Below are 14,153 nucleotides of genomic sequence, written 5' to 3'. Positions count from 1 at the left end.
GGAGGTGGGGGGGGGGGGGAGGAGAAAAGGGGGGGGGGAGAGGCGCGATAGGGGAGAGGATTTGGGGGGGGGGGGGGGGGGGGCGGGGGGCCCCTCCCCCCGCCTCCCCCCCCCCCCCCCCTCTCCTGCGGTCGGGCGGGCACTGTGGCCCGGCCCGCCCTGCGGCTTAGCTGAACGAGTCGCCGCAGGCGCAGGAGCCCGTGGCGTTCGGGTTGTCGATCGTGAAGCCCTGCTTCTCGATGGTGTCGACGAAGTCGATGGAGGCGCCGCCCAGGTACGGGGCGCTCATGCGGTCGGTGACGACCTTGACGCCGTCGAAGTCCTTCACGACGTCGCCGTCGAGGGAGCGCTCGTCGAAGAAGAGCTGGTAGCGCAGGCCCGAGCAGCCGCCGGGCTGGACGGCGACGCGCAGGGCCAGGTCGTCCCGGCCTTCCTGGTCGAGCAGGGCCTTGACCTTGGCGGCGGCGGCGTCGGACAGGAGGATGCCGTCGCTCACAGTGGTCTTTTCGTCCTGAACGGACATCTGCATTCACTCCCGAAGTGGGCGGCCCCTGCCGGGGCAGGGAAACGTCGGACTCTTGCCGTCGGTGGCAACCGACGGGGCCGCGGATTCATTCCGGGCCTGACGCGTGTTTCAGATATTCATGCTCGCACACCGCGGCTGAGGGGTGGACCCTCTCTTGAGCCGTGCGCGAATTCGTCACATCGACACTATCGGCATCGTCAAAGTGACGTGAAGCAGTTATGATAGATAGCGTCAACTAGACGAGAAGTCGTGTAGTCGCAGATTGCAGACTTGTAGTCGCAGAACAGAAAGGGTGCGTGTCGTGACCACCGCCCAGCCTTTGGACGTCCAGCCGACGCCCCTTGCCCTGCTGCTGCTCGGCCGCGAGGCCGACCCGAAGAGCGAGCGCGGCGTGGAGTGCCCGGGCGACCTGCCCTCGCCGTCCGACCCGGACCTCGTGGCCCGCGCCCGTGCGGCCAAGGAGAAGCTCGGAGACAGGGTCTTCATCCTCGGCCACCACTACCAGCGTGACGAGGTCATCGAGTTCGCCGACGTCACCGGCGACTCGTTCAAGCTGGCGCGCGACGCCGCCGCCAAGCCGGAGGCCGAGTACATCGTCTTCTGCGGCGTGCACTTCATGGCCGAGTCCGCGGACATCCTGACCACGGACGACCAGAAGGTCGTCCTGCCGGACCTGGCCGCGGGCTGCTCGATGGCCGACATGGCCACCGCCGAGCAGGTCGCCGAGTGCTGGGACGTGCTGACGGAGGCCGGCGTCGCCGGCGTGACCGTCCCGGTCTCGTACATGAACTCCTCCGCGGACATCAAGGCGTTCACGGGCAAGCACGGCGGCACGATCTGCACCTCGTCCAATGCGAAGAAGGCGCTGGACTGGGCGTTCGAGCAGGGGGAGCCCGGGCAGACCAAGGTGCTGTTCCTGCCGGACCAGCACCTGGGCCGCAACACCGCCGTCCGCGACATGGGCATGTCCCTGGACGACTGCGTGGTCTACAACCCACACAAGCCGAACGGCGGCCTGACCGCCGAGCAGCTGCGCGCCGCGAAGATGATCCTGTGGCGCGGGCACTGCTCCGTGCACGGCCGCTTCTCGCTGGACTCGGTCAACGACGTCCGCGCGCGCATCCCCGGCGTGAACGTCCTGGTGCACCCCGAGTGCAAGCACGAGGTCGTGGCCGCCGCGGACTACGTCGGCTCGACGGAGTACATCATCAAGGCGCTGGAGGCGGCCCCGGCCGGTTCCAAGTGGGCCATCGGTACGGAGCTGAACCTCGTCCGCCGCCTGGCGAATCGTTTCGCTGCCGAGGACAAGGAAGTGGTCTTCCTCGACAAGACCGTCTGCTTCTGCTCGACGATGAACCGCATCGACCTGCCGCACCTGGTGTGGACCCTGGAGTCCCTGGCCGAGGGCAACCTCGTCAACCAGATCCAGGTCGACAAGGAGACCGAGAGCTTCGCGAAGCTCGCACTGGAGCGGATGCTCGCGCTCCCGTAGCCGGGCCCCGGCGGCGAGCCGGAGCGCCCGCGGAACGAACGGAAGGGGCGCCACCCGCGCGGGGGGGCGCCCCTTCCGGCGTGCCGGCCAGACCTTGGCCGGGCTCGGGTCGTCGTCCGCGCTGGAGCGGCCGGCGGGGACGGCCGTCCGGCGGGCCTCGCGCTTCGCGGCCCGCTTGGCGCGGCGGCGCTCCTTGCGGAGCTCGACCATCGCGTAGAGCGTCGGCGCCGGCAGCACGGTGAGCAGGGTGAGCAGGGTCGAGCTGACCAGGCCGAGCTTGGTCTGCAGGGCCGAGCTCACGGCGCCGGTGTTGTCGCCGACCGGCTCCGCCGAGATCGTCGCGGCGCGGGCACCGTCGACTGCTGTCGGCGTGCGACGGGCAGCAGGCCACCATCGAACGTCACGAGACCGAGCCGGGCCGTGCACTGTCGCGTCCACAGCTCCCGACCCGGGCCGACCCGCGGTCGTACCGGGACTGGACGTGGGTGTCCTGCCCCATCACGCTGCCTCCGACGGTCCCGGCGGGCGCGGTGCTGCACCTGCCCAACCTCCACCCGCACCAGGGCCGCGTCCGACGCCCAGGCGACGCCGGATACCTTCCCCTGCCCGGCCCTTCGGTCGGGTGGGAAGGCGTCCGGAGGGACACGCTCACACGGGCCGGGGACGGCTGCCCCGCGCAGCGCACCGGCACCAGGGCGTGACGACGGTCAGCACACCCACCACCGGCCGACACCGGCCAGAGGAGCGGCACTGGGCGCAGGATTCCACCTGCACGCTCACGCCACCCCTCCATGGTGGGCACATATACCCGAACCGGACGCCATGTCTGACACAGGATCACTGAGCTGATCAGAGACGCCGAAGCGGGACAGCCAGGACATGGGGGGTCTCTCTGCTGTGAGTCTGCGGGCGACTCCACGCTCGCCGATGGGCGGGGTCCGCCACCTCGCCCGCATACAGCGAATGGAGCAGCCGGGACTGCTGCGGCTAGTCCAGCCGGGGCCGGACCAGTCCCGATTCGTAGGCAATGACCACCAATTGGGCCCTGTCGCGGGCGGACAGCTTGGCCATCGCCCGGTTCACATGGGTCTTCACGGTGAGCGGACTGACTTCCAGCCGCCCGGCGATCTGGTCGTTGGACAGGCCCGCGGCCACCAGTACGAGCACCTCGCGCTCGCGGCCGGTGAGGGCGGCGAGCCGTTCGGCGTGGGTGCCGGGGGCCGGGCCGGAGTCGGGGCCGTGGTGCAGGCCGCCGCCCTGCTTCAGGAAGGTCGCGATGAGCCCTTTGGTGGCCGCCGGGGAGAGCAGGGCGTCGCCGGCCGCCGCGATGCGGATGGCATTGAGCAGTTCCTCGGGCTCGGCGCCCTTGCCGAGGAAGCCGGAGGCGCCGGCGCGCAATGCCTGGACGACGTACTCGTCCACTTCGAAGGTCGTCAGCATCACGACGCGGACGCCGGCGAGATCCGGGTCGGCGCTGATCATGCGGGTGGCGGCGAGGCCGTCGGTCCCGGGCATCCGGATGTCCATGAGGACGACGTCGGCGCGGCGTTCACGGGCCAGCTCGACGGCCTGGGCGCCGTCCGAGGCCTCTCCCACGACCTCCATGTCGGCCTCGGAGTTCACGAGGACCTTGAACGCGCTGCGCAGGAGCGCCTGGTCGTCGGCGAGCAAGACCCTGATGGGCGCGGGGCTCGGGGCGGTGTCGGTCATCGTTCCTCCCGGGCGGTGTCGAGGGGCAGGATCGCATGGACGCGCCAGCCGCCCCCGTAGCGGGGTCCGGCGGAGCAGGTGCCGCCGAGGGCGGCGGCGCGCTCGCGCATGCCGACCAGGCCGTGGCCGCCGCCCGGGTCGCCGGTCGCGGCGGATCCGGGGCCGTCGTCGAGGACGGTGACCTCGACCACGGGGCCCACCCGGACCACGCTCACCTCGGCCTTCGCTCCGGCACCGGCGTGCTTGTTCACGTTGGTCAGGGCTTCCTGGATGACCCGGTACGCGGCGAGGTCGGCCGGTGCGGGCAGCGGGCCGTCGGTCTCGTCGCGGGCCACCTCGACCGGGAGTCCCGCGTGCCGGAAGCTGTCGACGAGCCCGTCGAGTACGGCGAGGCCGGGCGCGGGCTCGGTGGGGGCCTCGGGGTCACCGGACTGGCGCAGCAGGCCGACGGTGGCGCGGAGTTCGTCGAGGGCCGAGCGGCTGGCGTCGCGTACGTGCGCGAGGGCCTCCTTGGCCTGGTCCGGCCGCTTGTCCATGACGTGGGCGGCGACCCCGGCCTGGACGTTGACGAGGGCGATGTGGTGGGCGACGACGTCGTGCAGGTCGCGGGCGATCCGCAGGCGCTCCTCGGCGACCCGGCGGCGGGCCTCCTCCTCGCGGGTGCGTTCGGCGCGCTCGGCCCGCTCGCGGATGGCGTCGACGAACGCCCGGCGGCTGCGCACGGCGTCCCCGGCGGCCGCGGCCATGCCGGTCCAGGCGAAGAGGCCGAGGTTCTCCTGTGCGTACCAGGGCATGGGTCCGGCGAGCATGGCGGCGGCGGTCAGGCCGGTCATGGTGAGCAGGCCGTAGCGCCAGGTGGTGGGGCGGTCCGTGCAGGAGGCCACGGTGAACAGCGCGACCACCGCGGACATGGCCACGGGGGCGCGGACCGGGCCTGCGAGGAGTTCGACGAGGGAGACGCCGCAGGTGGCGGCGAGGACGGCCATCGGGCGCCGGCGGCGGAAGACCAGGGCCGCCGCCCCGAGCAGCATCAGCACGAGGCTGGGCAGGTCGGGGGCGCGCGTGCCGAAGGTGGGGCGTCCGTGCGGGCCGTGGGGGTCGGCGAAGGAGCCGAGGACCATGGCGGCGAGGACGCCCAGGGCGAGCATGGCGTCCGTCGCGAGGGGGTGCGCGTGGAGCCAGGCCCGTGTCCGGTCGAGCCGGGTTCCGATGGGTGTCGTCACGGCGCCCGACTCTACGGGGCGCGGCCGGGCCTCCCCCACTCCGTCTCGTGCCGCCCCGTCCGGTCGCGGCCGGCCCGGTCCCGTCCGCCGCGGGCCTCGCGGCGGGCGAGGACGGCGATCAGGGCCAGGACGGCCGCGATGGCCGCCAGGTGCTCCTTGCCGGCCAGGTTGTTCTTGACCAGCACCTCGATGATCATCACCAGGACGACCAGGGCGCCGGTCAGGTACGCGCGGTAGCGCCAGCACACGTACACGGCGAGGCCGACCACCGCCGCGGACGGCCCGGTGTCGTTCACGAGACGGTCCGAGTCGGGCAGGCCCAGCGGGTGGTCCGGTCCGAGGGCCAGGCCGATGCGCGCGTACGTGGTGCCCGCGAGCGTGGCGACGTAGCCGATCACCAGCGTGCGCCGCCAGCCGATGCAGATCTCGGCGATGCCGAACACGAGCAGGATCTGCGCGAGCGCCCCCCAGACCGGGAGGTCGAGGGCGGGGACGAACAGCGACAGCGGGGTGCGCAGGAGCGCCAGCCAGAGCGGGTCGGTGGCCTTGACCGAGCCGAGGTTCTGGACGAACTGGAAGCCCCAGGACTGGTTCTGGACGATCTGGAAGACCGAGGTCAGGGCGACCGCGCCCAGGGTCATGGGGATCGCCCGCCACCTGCGCCGGACGAGGGCGTCCCGGACGGTCCGGTAGAGGGGTCCCCACTCGCGGAGCGCGAAGCCCCGCAGTGCGCCGGCGTGCGGCACCGGCTGCGCCTTCTGCGGCTTCACCGCTTCGTCTCCAGGTGTCTGCGGTGCAGCCACTTCGGCAGGCCCGGGGCCTCGAGGAAGCCCTCGGCGCGGCCGGCGGCGATGCCGATGCGCAGCAGGTCGGAGCTCTTCTCGAAGAGCATGAACCGCGGCTCCCAGATCGGCCGGTACTTGGCGTTGGCCCGGTACAGGGATTCGATCTGCCACCAGCGCGAGAAGAAGCTCAGCAGCGAGCGCCACAGCCGCAGCACCGGACCGGCGCCCAGGCGCGAGCCGCGCTCGAAGACCGACCGGAACATCGCGAAGTTCAGCGAGACCTGGGTGACGCCGATCTCCCGGGAGCGTTCGAGCAGTTCGATGACCATGAACTCCATGAGGCCGTTCTCGGAGTCCCGGTCACGGCGCATCAGGTCCAGGGAGAGGCCCTTGGGGCCCCAGGGGACGAAGGAGAGCAGCGCGCGCAGGTCGCCCTTGCCGTCGGTGCACTCCAGCATCACGCACTGGCCGTCGGCGGGGTCGCCGAGGCGGCCCAGGGCCATGGAGAAGCCGCGCTCGGTGGCTCCGTCGCGCCAGTCGTCGGCGCGGCGCAGCAGCTCGTCCATCTCGTCGGCGGGGATGTCGGCGTGGCGGCGGATGCGGACGGTGTACCCGGCGCGCTTGACGCGGTTGTAGGCCTGCCGCACGGTGCGCATGGCGCGGCCCTCGAGGGTGAACTCGTCGGTCTCGACGATCGCTTCGTCGCCCAGCTCGAGGGCGTCGAGGCCGTGCCGGGCGTACACGGTGCCGGCCTCCTCGCTCGCGCCCATGACGGCGGGGACCCAGCCGTGCTCGCGGGCCTCGGCGAGCCAGGGCTCGATGGCGCCCGGCCAGGCCTCGGGGTCTCCGATGGGGTCGCCGGAGGCCAGGGAGACGCCGCCTACGACGCGGTAGGTGACGGCCGCCTTCCCGGTGGGCGACCAGATGACGCTCTTCTCGCGGCGCAGGGCGAAGTAGCCGAGCGAGTCGCGGTCGCCCTGCCTGGCGAGCAGTCTGCGCAGCTGCTCCTCGTCCTCCTCGGTGATCGGGTCGACCGCCCTGCGGGAGCGGAAGGCGGCGAAGAGCACCGCGAGGAGCAGCAGCATGGACAGGACGTTGACGGCGACGTCGACCCAGGCGGGGGTGTTGATGCCGGGGTAGCCGGCGTCGTCGGAGGCCAGGGTGACCAGGCGCATCACGCCGTACCGCCAGCGGGCCATGAAGGACGATTCGGGCGCGTCGGGGGTCTGGTTGGTCAGGCCGACGAGCAGGGCGGCGGCCAGGGAGGTGAAGAGCAGTCCGAAGACCGCGACGGCCGCGGCGAGCTTCGGGTTGGAGCGGTCGCCCTTGGCGTAGAACTCGCGGCGGCCGAGCAGCAGGGCGAGCACGAAGAGGCCGGTGAGGATCAGGGAGAGCCAGTTCTGCGGGTGCTGGCGGATCTCGGGGAACTTGAACGCGAAGGCGAGCCCGAGCAGCAGGAGCCCGCTGAGCACGAGGTTCAGGATCCACGAGGCCCGCTTGCGGCGGCCCATGGTGACCGCCAGCAGCAGCGTGAACAGGCCGGACGCGAAGCCCGCGGTGAGCATGTACGGGGTGTAGAAGTCGGCGGTGTTGTGGCGGCGCAGGTCCTGCCCCAGCGACACCCACACGGCGCTGAGGAAGTTCACGAACGTGACGGCGCGCAGGTACCAGACGGCGAAGGCGGCGCTGCGGCGCGAGCGGTCGGTGCTGCGGCCGGCGGTGCGGCCGGGGGTCTCCCGGCCTTCCCCCCGCTGCCGGCCGGGTTCCGGGCCGGACTCCCGGCCGGGTTCCCGACCGGGTTCGCGGCTCGATTCGACGGTAGCCAAACGGACTTCTCCCATGAAAAACGATGATATGGGGCATCGCACTTCAGAGGAGAGCAGGGGGCGCGGCGCGGTCAGGGCCGTCCCCCGGGATCTCAGTCCGCCGCTTCCGTCTCCTCCGCCGTCGTCTGACGGACCGGCAGCTCGGCCGCGAGTGCGGCAGCCGCCTGGACGAGCGGGAGCGCGAGCAACGCCCCGGTTCCTTCTCCCACTGTGACGCCGTGGTCGAGCAGAGGGTTGAGTGCCATCCGGTCCAGCGCCTTGGCCTGGCCCGGCTCGCCGCTCGACTGGCCGGCCAGCCACCAGTCGGGGGCCCGGAACGCCGCCCGCTGGGCCACCAGGCCGCACGCGGCGGCGACGACCCCGTCGAGGATCACGGGGAGGCGGCGCACCGCGCACTGCAGCAGGAAGCCGGTCATGGCCGCGGCGTCCGCGCCGCCGACCGCCGCCAGCAGCTCCAGCTGGTCGCCGAGGACGGGCCGGGCACGGCGCAGCGAGTCGCGGATCGCGGCGCACTTGCGCATCCACGCCAGGTCGTCGATCGGCGCGCCGCCGCGGCCGGTCACCACGGAGGCGTCGGTGCCGCACAGGGCGGCGACCAGGGTGGCGGCGACGGTGGTGCCGCCGACGCTCAGGTCGCCGAGGACGACGAGGTCGGTGCCGGAGTCGGCTTCCTCGTCGGCGACGGCCATGCCCATCCGGACGGCCGCCTCGGCCTCCTCGGCCGTCAGCGCGTTCTCGATGTCGGTACGGCCGCTGCCGCGGCGCACCCGGTGGCGTACGACGTCCGCGGGCAGCAGCTCCGGGTCGCAGTCCAGTCCGGCGTCGACGATCCGGATCCCGGTGCCGAGGCTGCGGGCCAGGACCGCGACCGGGCTCTCGCCGTCGAGCACGGCGCGCACCAGCTCGTGGGCGCTGCCCGCCGGGCGGGCGGAGACGCCCAGGCCCGCGACGCCGTGGTCGGCGGCGAACAGCAGCACGCGCGGGCGCTCGATCGGCCGGACCGGCACCGAGCCCTGCGCGGCGGACAGCCAGTCGGCGAGCTCGTCGAGGCGGCCCAGGGAGCCGGGGGGCACGGAGAGCCGTTCGCGGCGTTCTTCGGCGTCACGCCGTACACCCGCGTCGGGGCGCTCGATCAGGTCGGAGAAGTCGTCGAGGTTCAGCCTGTCCATCTGCCGAACAGTACAGGCGGTCAGGCCCTGCCCAAGTCTCGCGCCGCCTCCCGTCGTCTCCCCTCCCGGCCCGCCCTGGCGCCGTGCCCGGTCAGCCCTCCTTCAGTACCAGGGCATGGCCCGCGACCACCAGCAGGACGTGCTCGCACTCGCCCGCCACGGCGGCGTTGAGGCGGCCCAGTTCGTCCCGGAACCGCCGGCCCGAGGACGTCGCCGGGACGACGCCCGAACCGACCTCGTTGCTGACCGCGACGACCGTGCGCCGGGTGGCGCGCAGCGCGGCCACCAGGTCGGCGGTGCGCTCGCGCAGCCGGTCCTGCCCGCCGTCCGCCCAGACCTCGTCGTCCCAGGCGCCGGCCCGGTCCATGGCGTCGGTGAGCCACAGGGCCAGGCAGTCGATCAGCAGCGGCGGCCCGTCCTGCGCGAGCAGCGGGACGAGCTCGCAGGTCTCGGTGGTGCGCCAGCTGCCCGGCCGGCGGTCCCGGTGCAGGGAGATCCGCGCGGCCCACTCGCGGTCGCCCTCGCGGGTGCCGCCCGTGGCCACGTACTCGACCGTCGGGAAGGACTCGAGCCGCCGCTCGGCCTCGTACGACTTGCCGGAGCGGGCGCCGCCGAGTACCAGGGTGCGGCGGGGCAGGTCGGGCACGGCGTGGTACTCCCCCACGACGAGCGTGGTGCCGTCGGGCACCGCCCGCGCTCCGGCCGCCGCGAGCTGCCGGTCCAGCTCGCGGCCGGGCGGGACGTCGTGGTCGAGGTGGACGGCGACGACGTCCGTGGCCGGGCCGACGGCGCCGACGGCGCGCAGCCGGGCCACGGCGTCCGGCCGCCCGGTGACGTCCGCCAGGACCATGTCGTACGCGGCGGTGTGGTTGTCCCGCGCTCCGGCCGGGGAGCCGCCCGGCGGCAGGTACAGCAGCCGGTCGCCGTCCGGGCCGGTGACCTCGTACCCGGTGCCGGGCGAGTCCATCGGGACGGCCCGCACCCGGTGCCCGCTGATCACCGCGAGCTCCCTGCCGTCCGGCACCCGCCCGGCGGCGGGCAGCCCCGGGGGCAGTTCCAGGGCGGGCCCTTCGTGCGGATGGGTCAGCAGGACCTGCCGCACCCCGGTGAGCGAGTGCCCGGCGCGCGCCGCGGCGAGCACGGCGCCCGGGGTCAGGTCGAGCAGCAGCGCGCCGTCGACGAGCAGGGCGGTGGCGGCGCGGCTGCGCGGGCCGACGGAGACCGCGCAGGCGGCGCAGGGGCAGCCGGGACGGGGGAGCCCGTCAGGGGCTCCGGTGCCGAGGAGAGTCAGTTCCACGAGGAAGATCCTCCCGCGTCGCCGCGAGTGGTGCGCGCCCGGCTACTCTGCGGGGCAGGCTTACGGATGGGCTACCCGACCTGTGGAGGCGGACATGGCGTGGACGTGGCGGTTCGAGACGGCCGAGGGCACCGAGACGGCGCCGGCGGTGGAACCGGAGGAGTTCAGCACTCAGGGGGACGCGGAGTCCTGGATCGGTGAGGTCTGGAAGGAGCTGCTCGACGGCGGCGTGGAGAAGGTCCGGCTGTCCGACGACGCGGGCACCGAGATCTACGAGATGAGCCTGCGCGCCGCTCTCGACGCCTGATCCGCACGCCGTTCGGGAGGGGCCCCGCCCGGGGCCCCTCCCGCCGGACACGTCCCGGCACGTCCGGACGGCGTCCCGCCGGCGGGACGCCGGCGAATACCGGCGGACGTCAGCCGCGGACGCCGCAGAGGTGCAGCAGGGCCGCCACCGCGCGGTACGGGTCGGTGCGCCCGGCGCGGTCCTCGGCTGCCAGCAGGTCGGCCGGCACCTCGACGGGCACCTCCGGCTCCGGCAGCGGAGCTTCGTCCGCCGCGATCTCCGCAGCGGCGCCGGGCGCCGGTGCAGGGCGGTCCGTGAAGACCCGTACGCCGTACCAGGCCTGCAGCGGCGCCCCGATCCCCGACAGGGTCGAGGTCAGCGCGACCAGCCGGTCGGCGCGCACGGGACGGCCGAGGCGGTTCGTGTACTCGGCCGAGTCGAAGGCCTCCAGCGCCCCGGCCCAGTCCCCGCCGAGCCCCGGCCGCATGGCCAGCGCGTCGGCGTTGCGCACCAGGAGGGACAGCAGGCCGCCCGGGGCGAGCATGCGGGCGAGGCCGGCCAGCATGGCGTCCGGCTCGGGCACGTACATGAGCACGCCGTGGCACAGGACCACGTCGAAGCTGCCCGGCAGGAAGTGCGCGCCGGTCTCCCGGCCGTCGCCCTCCATCAGCCGGACCCGTTCCCGGATGCCGGCCGGCTCCCCGTCGAGGGCGGCACGGGCCGCCTTGAGCAGGGCCGGGTCGGGCTCCAGGCCGGTCACCCGGTGGCCGGCCCGCGCCAGGCGCAGGGCCTGGGTGCCCTGCCCCATGCCGACGTCGAGGATGCGCAGCCGCTGCCCGACCGGGAAGCGGCTGCCGATCTGCTCGTCGACCTGGCGGGCGACGAGCTCCTGGCGGACGGCGTTGCGCAGGCCGGAGCGGCCGACGGGCCGGGGGCCTGAGCCCCCGGCGGAGCCGTCCGCTCCGCTCAGGGCCGCTCTCCGCGCTTGACCTGGGGCTTCGGAAGCCGCAGGCGTCGCATCTGGAGGGTGCGCATCAGGCCGTACGCGACGGCGCCGCGCTTGGGCTCGTTCGGGAAGCGGTCGTTCAGCGCCTTGCGGAGGCGGATGAACAGGCCGACCGAGTCGACGAGGATCAGGGCGATCACCGCGAGCCACAGGAGCAGCGCGATGTTCTGGAGGGCGGAGACGCGGATCATGCTCAGGACCAGGATGACCACGGCCAGGGGCAGGAACATCTCGGCGACGGAGTACCGCGAGTCCACGTAGTCGCGGACGAACTTGCGCACGGGACCCTTGTCACGGGCGGGCAGATAGCGCTCGTCTCCGTTGGCCAGGGCCTCGCGCTGACGGGCCATCTCCGTCCGGCGCCGCTCACGGGCGCGCTTGGCGTCCTCCTTGCGGTTGCCGGTCGGGGCCGCCACGGAGCGGCGCTGCGACTGGGCGACGGCGCGCTTCGGTGTGGGGCGGCCCTTCGGGGCCTGCGGGTCACGGGGCTGCTTGGAGAGGTCCGCGGTCACCTTGTCGGTGGCGGGGACCTTCTCTTCCTTGGAGGAACGGCTACCAAACACAGAACCCAAGGGTACGGGGTATGCGGCATGTACCCCACCCCGGCGGGGAACGATCCGGCAACGACGGGCGTCTTCCCCTGTGCCGGGACCGTTCCGCGGGGGCCGGCGGGGCCCGGCGTCCCGCCTCGTCCCTCGGCGATCCCTCCTGGTGGTCCCTACTCCTCAGGCGTGAGGACGGGGGTCCGCTCTCGTCCTGGAGGAGGAGCGCAGAAGGAGTCGAACAGTGCGGTAATGGAAGCAGGCCCCGCGTACTGTGGGATCTGTTGGAGTGCCGAGCCGAAGTCCAGCCGAAGTCCGTCGAGAAGGGGGCGCGCGAAGCCCATGAGCGGTGTCATGAAGCGTATGGGGATGATCTTCCGCGCGAAGGCGAACAAGGCCCTTGACCGGGCCGAGGACCCTCGCGAGACCCTCGACTACTCGTACCAGAAGCAGCTGGAGCTGCTCCAGAAGGTGCGCCGCGGCGTCGCCGACGTCGCCACCTCCCGCAAGCGCCTGGAACTCCAGCTCAACCAGCTGCAGGGCCAGTCCGCCAAGCTGGAGGACCAGGGCCGCAAGGCGCTGGCGCTCGGCCGCGAGGACCTGGCGCGCGAGGCGCTGTCCCGCCGCGCTTCGCTGCAGCAGCAGGTCAGCGACCTGGAAGTGCAGCACCAGACCCTCCAGGGCGAGGAGGAGAAGCTCACGCTCGCGGCCCAGCGGCTCCAGGCCAAGGTCGACGCCTTCCGCACGAAGAAGGAGACGATCAAGGCCACGTACACCGCGGCGCAGGCGCAGACCCGGATCGCCGAGTCCTTCTCCGGCATCTCGGAGGAGATGAGCGACGTCGGCCTCGCCATCCAGCGGGCCGAGGACAAGACCGCCCAGCTCCAGGCCCGTGCGGGCGCGATCGACGAGCTCCTCGCCTCGGGCGCCCTGGACGACCAGTCGGGTCTGGGCTCGAAGGACGACATCCAGGCCGAGCTGGACCGGCTCTCCGGCGGCACGGACGTGGAGCTGGAGCTCCAGCGCATGAAGGCCGAGCTGGCCGGCGGCTCCGCGCCGAAGCCCGCCATCGAGGGCGCGCAGGACGGGCAGAACGCATCCCAGCAGAACCGCCACCGCTTCGACAAGCAGTAGGAACGGGACCCGTCATGATTGTCCGCATCATGGGGGAAGGCCAGGTGGAGCTCGGCGACGAGCACCTCACCGAGCTCAACAAGCTGGACGACGAGCTCCTGCGCGAGATGGACAACGGCGACGGTCCGGGATTCCGGCGGACCCTGCTGGCACTCCTGGACAAGGTACGGGAGCTCGGCACTCCCCTGCCGGACGACGCCCTGGAGCCCTCCGAGCTGATCCTTCCCGCCCCGGGATCCACCCTCGAAGAGGTCCGGACGATGCTCAATGACGACGGTCTGATTCCCGGCTGAGGTCCGGCCCCTGCACGGGGCCGGACCCCTTGCCGGCCGGGCCCGGGCCGGCCGGCTCGGGGTCGGGTGCGCCGCCGATCCAGTCCTGGATCCGGCGGCGCGGTGCGGCCCACCGGCGGTCGTGGTGGTACGCCCGCAGCCCGGCCTTGGCCCGCGCCCGCGGGCGTTTCGCGTAGAACTTCTTGGCGTACGGCGAACCGGGCCGGGCCAGCCGGATCGCGCCGATCAGCGCGACGAAGGGCACCAGGATCCCGACCAGCGCCGTGCGCGGCTTGCCCTTCCAGAGGGCGACGAGCGCGAGGAAGAAGTTCGTCGCGGCATTCATCGTGACCAGCCCGCGGTTCTGCCGCTCCTCGGCGGTGAGCTCGTTGACGCCGAAGGGCAGGAAGCCGCCGAGGACCAGCGCCACCAGCGCGGCGGTGAGCACCACGATCTCCACGCTCTTGCGGCCCTGTTCGCTCCAGTAGACGTCGTCGAGGTGCAGGACCAGGGCGAACTCGTCCAGAACGAGGCCCGCGCCGAGGCCGAAGAGCACGGCGGAGACCAGCGCGCCGACGCTGTGCCGGCCGCTGGCGATCGCACCGAAGCCGCCGACGACCGTCAGGACCACGCCCGGCACCACGTGGTGGACGTGCATCCCGCCCGGGGTGATGTTCTTGAAGGGCCCTTTGCCGGCCCGGATCATCCGGGTGATCGTCCGCGTGACCAGGAACGACAGGACGAAGGAGACGAGGGCGAGCAACAGGGGGAGCTTTCCCGGCTCGACGATGTTCCGGTACCACCACTGACCCATGCCATCAGCTCCCCTTATGTTCCGTATTGGGTAATTTACCCGGATGCGCCTGCCGGAGGGCCCACCGGGTA

Annotated in this window: 14 protein-coding genes; 4 read left to right on the top strand and 10 right to left on the bottom strand. The window is 72.8% G+C overall.

Annotated features, from left to right (window positions below; translation table 11 throughout):
* Positions 1 to 166 precede the first annotated feature (166 nt).
* Positions 167 to 523 (bottom strand): HesB/IscA family protein, encoded by a 357-nt coding sequence (locus tag ACZ7H1_RS16930; protein WP_470787407.1) that lies wholly within the window; start codon positions 521 to 523, stop codon positions 167 to 169.
* A 295-nt stretch (positions 524 to 818) separates the two neighbouring features.
* On the opposite strand from ACZ7H1_RS16930, the gene nadA reads away from it, so the two are divergent.
* Positions 819 to 2,018: a quinolinate synthase NadA gene (gene nadA / locus ACZ7H1_RS16925; protein ID WP_470787406.1), complete on the top strand. Its 1,200-nt coding sequence runs from the start codon at positions 819 to 821 to the stop codon at positions 2,016 to 2,018.
* Positions 2,019 to 3,005: 987 nt separating this feature from the next.
* Here the strand turns inward: nadA and ACZ7H1_RS16920 are convergent.
* The 6 genes from ACZ7H1_RS16920 to ACZ7H1_RS16895 all read right to left on the bottom strand — a co-directional run bounded on the left by ACZ7H1_RS16920 (position 3,006) and on the right by ACZ7H1_RS16895 (position 10,028).
* On the bottom strand, positions 3,006 to 3,728 hold the full coding sequence (locus ACZ7H1_RS16920; RefSeq protein ID WP_470787405.1) for a response regulator: 723 nt from the start codon (positions 3,726 to 3,728) through the stop codon (positions 3,006 to 3,008).
* Positions 3,725 to 4,876, bottom strand: a complete 1,152-nt coding sequence (locus ACZ7H1_RS16915) for a sensor histidine kinase (RefSeq protein ID WP_470787629.1) — start codon at positions 4,874 to 4,876, stop codon at positions 3,725 to 3,727. The genes ACZ7H1_RS16920 and ACZ7H1_RS16915 overlap by 4 nt, the downstream gene beginning before the upstream one ends.
* Before the next feature lie 86 nt (positions 4,877 to 4,962).
* A complete protein-coding gene (locus ACZ7H1_RS16910; RefSeq protein ID WP_470787404.1) occupies positions 4,963 to 5,721 on the bottom strand; it encodes a hypothetical protein in 759 nt (252 codons plus the stop codon).
* Positions 5,718 to 7,577, bottom strand: a complete 1,860-nt coding sequence (locus ACZ7H1_RS16905; protein WP_470787403.1) for a phosphatidylglycerol lysyltransferase domain-containing protein — start codon at positions 7,575 to 7,577, stop codon at positions 5,718 to 5,720. The genes ACZ7H1_RS16910 and ACZ7H1_RS16905 overlap by 4 nt, the downstream gene beginning before the upstream one ends.
* 77 nt (positions 7,578 to 7,654) lie before the next feature.
* Positions 7,655 to 8,731, bottom strand: a complete 1,077-nt coding sequence (cobT, locus tag ACZ7H1_RS16900) for a nicotinate-nucleotide--dimethylbenzimidazole phosphoribosyltransferase (RefSeq protein ID WP_470787402.1) — start codon at positions 8,729 to 8,731, stop codon at positions 7,655 to 7,657.
* A gap of 91 nt (positions 8,732 to 8,822) precedes the next feature.
* On the bottom strand, positions 8,823 to 10,028 hold the full coding sequence (locus ACZ7H1_RS16895; RefSeq protein ID WP_470787401.1) for a bifunctional adenosylcobinamide kinase/adenosylcobinamide-phosphate guanylyltransferase: 1,206 nt from the start codon (positions 10,026 to 10,028) through the stop codon (positions 8,823 to 8,825).
* Positions 10,029 to 10,122: 94 nt separating this feature from the next.
* On the opposite strand from ACZ7H1_RS16895, the gene ACZ7H1_RS16890 reads away from it, so the two are divergent.
* Positions 10,123 to 10,335, top strand: a complete 213-nt coding sequence (locus tag ACZ7H1_RS16890; RefSeq protein ID WP_470787400.1) for a hypothetical protein — start codon at positions 10,123 to 10,125, stop codon at positions 10,333 to 10,335.
* Positions 10,336 to 10,444: 109 nt separating this feature from the next.
* On the opposite strand, the gene ACZ7H1_RS16885 is transcribed toward ACZ7H1_RS16890, so the two are convergent.
* Positions 10,445 to 11,224 (bottom strand): class I SAM-dependent methyltransferase, encoded by a 780-nt coding sequence (locus tag ACZ7H1_RS16885; protein WP_470787627.1) that lies wholly within the window; start codon positions 11,222 to 11,224, stop codon positions 10,445 to 10,447.
* 56 nt (positions 11,225 to 11,280) lie between these two features.
* On the bottom strand, positions 11,281 to 11,883 hold the full coding sequence (locus tag ACZ7H1_RS16880; RefSeq protein WP_470787399.1) for a DUF3043 domain-containing protein: 603 nt from the start codon (positions 11,881 to 11,883) through the stop codon (positions 11,281 to 11,283).
* Positions 11,884 to 12,204: 321 nt separating this feature from the next.
* Here ACZ7H1_RS16880 and ACZ7H1_RS16875 point away from each other — a divergent pair, with 321 nt between their 5' ends.
* Together ACZ7H1_RS16875 and pspAA are read left to right on the top strand one after the other, a co-directional pair.
* Positions 12,205 to 12,996: a PspA/IM30 family protein gene (locus tag ACZ7H1_RS16875; RefSeq protein ID WP_470787398.1), complete on the top strand. Its 792-nt coding sequence runs from the start codon at positions 12,205 to 12,207 to the stop codon at positions 12,994 to 12,996.
* Positions 12,997 to 13,010: 14 nt separating this feature from the next.
* The gene (gene pspAA / locus ACZ7H1_RS16870; protein ID WP_470787397.1) at positions 13,011 to 13,289 is read left to right on the top strand and encodes a PspA-associated protein PspAA; all 279 of its coding nucleotides are present in this window, start codon (positions 13,011 to 13,013) and stop codon (positions 13,287 to 13,289) included.
* On the opposite strand, the gene ACZ7H1_RS16865 is transcribed toward pspAA, so the two are convergent.
* A complete protein-coding gene (locus ACZ7H1_RS16865) occupies positions 13,261 to 14,082 on the bottom strand; it encodes a hypothetical protein (RefSeq protein ID WP_470787395.1) in 822 nt (273 codons plus the stop codon). The two genes, pspAA and ACZ7H1_RS16865, sit on opposite strands and share 29 nt — an antisense overlap.
* Positions 14,083 to 14,153 lie beyond the last annotated feature (71 nt).

This window comes from Streptomyces sp. NPDC037401 (assembly GCF_055602345.1).
The sequence above is the reverse complement of the archived record's forward strand: the minus strand, read 5'-3'. Positions and strand labels throughout refer to the sequence as shown.

Excerpts from the sequence above, each read along its gene's own strand:
- ACZ7H1_RS16930 (WP_470787407.1), bottom strand. The coding sequence starts at position 523 with ATGTCCGTTCAGGACGAAAAGACCACTGTGAGCGACGGCATCCTCCTG.
- ACZ7H1_RS16920 (WP_470787405.1), bottom strand. The coding sequence starts at position 3,728 with ATGACCGACACCGCCCCGAGCCCCGCGCCCATCAGGGTCTTGCTCGCC.
- ACZ7H1_RS16915 (WP_470787629.1), bottom strand. The coding sequence starts at position 4,876 with ATGCTCGCCCTGGGCGTCCTCGCCGCCATGGTCCTCGGCTCCTTCGCC.
- ACZ7H1_RS16905 (WP_470787403.1), bottom strand. The coding sequence starts at position 7,577 with ATGGGAGAAGTCCGTTTGGCTACCGTCGAATCGAGCCGCGAACCCGGT.
- cobT (WP_470787402.1), bottom strand. The coding sequence starts at position 8,731 with ATGGACAGGCTGAACCTCGACGACTTCTCCGACCTGATCGAGCGCCCC.
- ACZ7H1_RS16890 (WP_470787400.1), top strand. The coding sequence starts at position 10,123 with ATGGCGTGGACGTGGCGGTTCGAGACGGCCGAGGGCACCGAGACGGCG.
- ACZ7H1_RS16875 (WP_470787398.1), top strand. The coding sequence starts at position 12,205 with ATGAGCGGTGTCATGAAGCGTATGGGGATGATCTTCCGCGCGAAGGCG.
- pspAA (WP_470787397.1), top strand. The coding sequence starts at position 13,011 with ATGATTGTCCGCATCATGGGGGAAGGCCAGGTGGAGCTCGGCGACGAG.
- ACZ7H1_RS16865 (WP_470787395.1), bottom strand. The coding sequence starts at position 14,082 with ATGGGTCAGTGGTGGTACCGGAACATCGTCGAGCCGGGAAAGCTCCCC.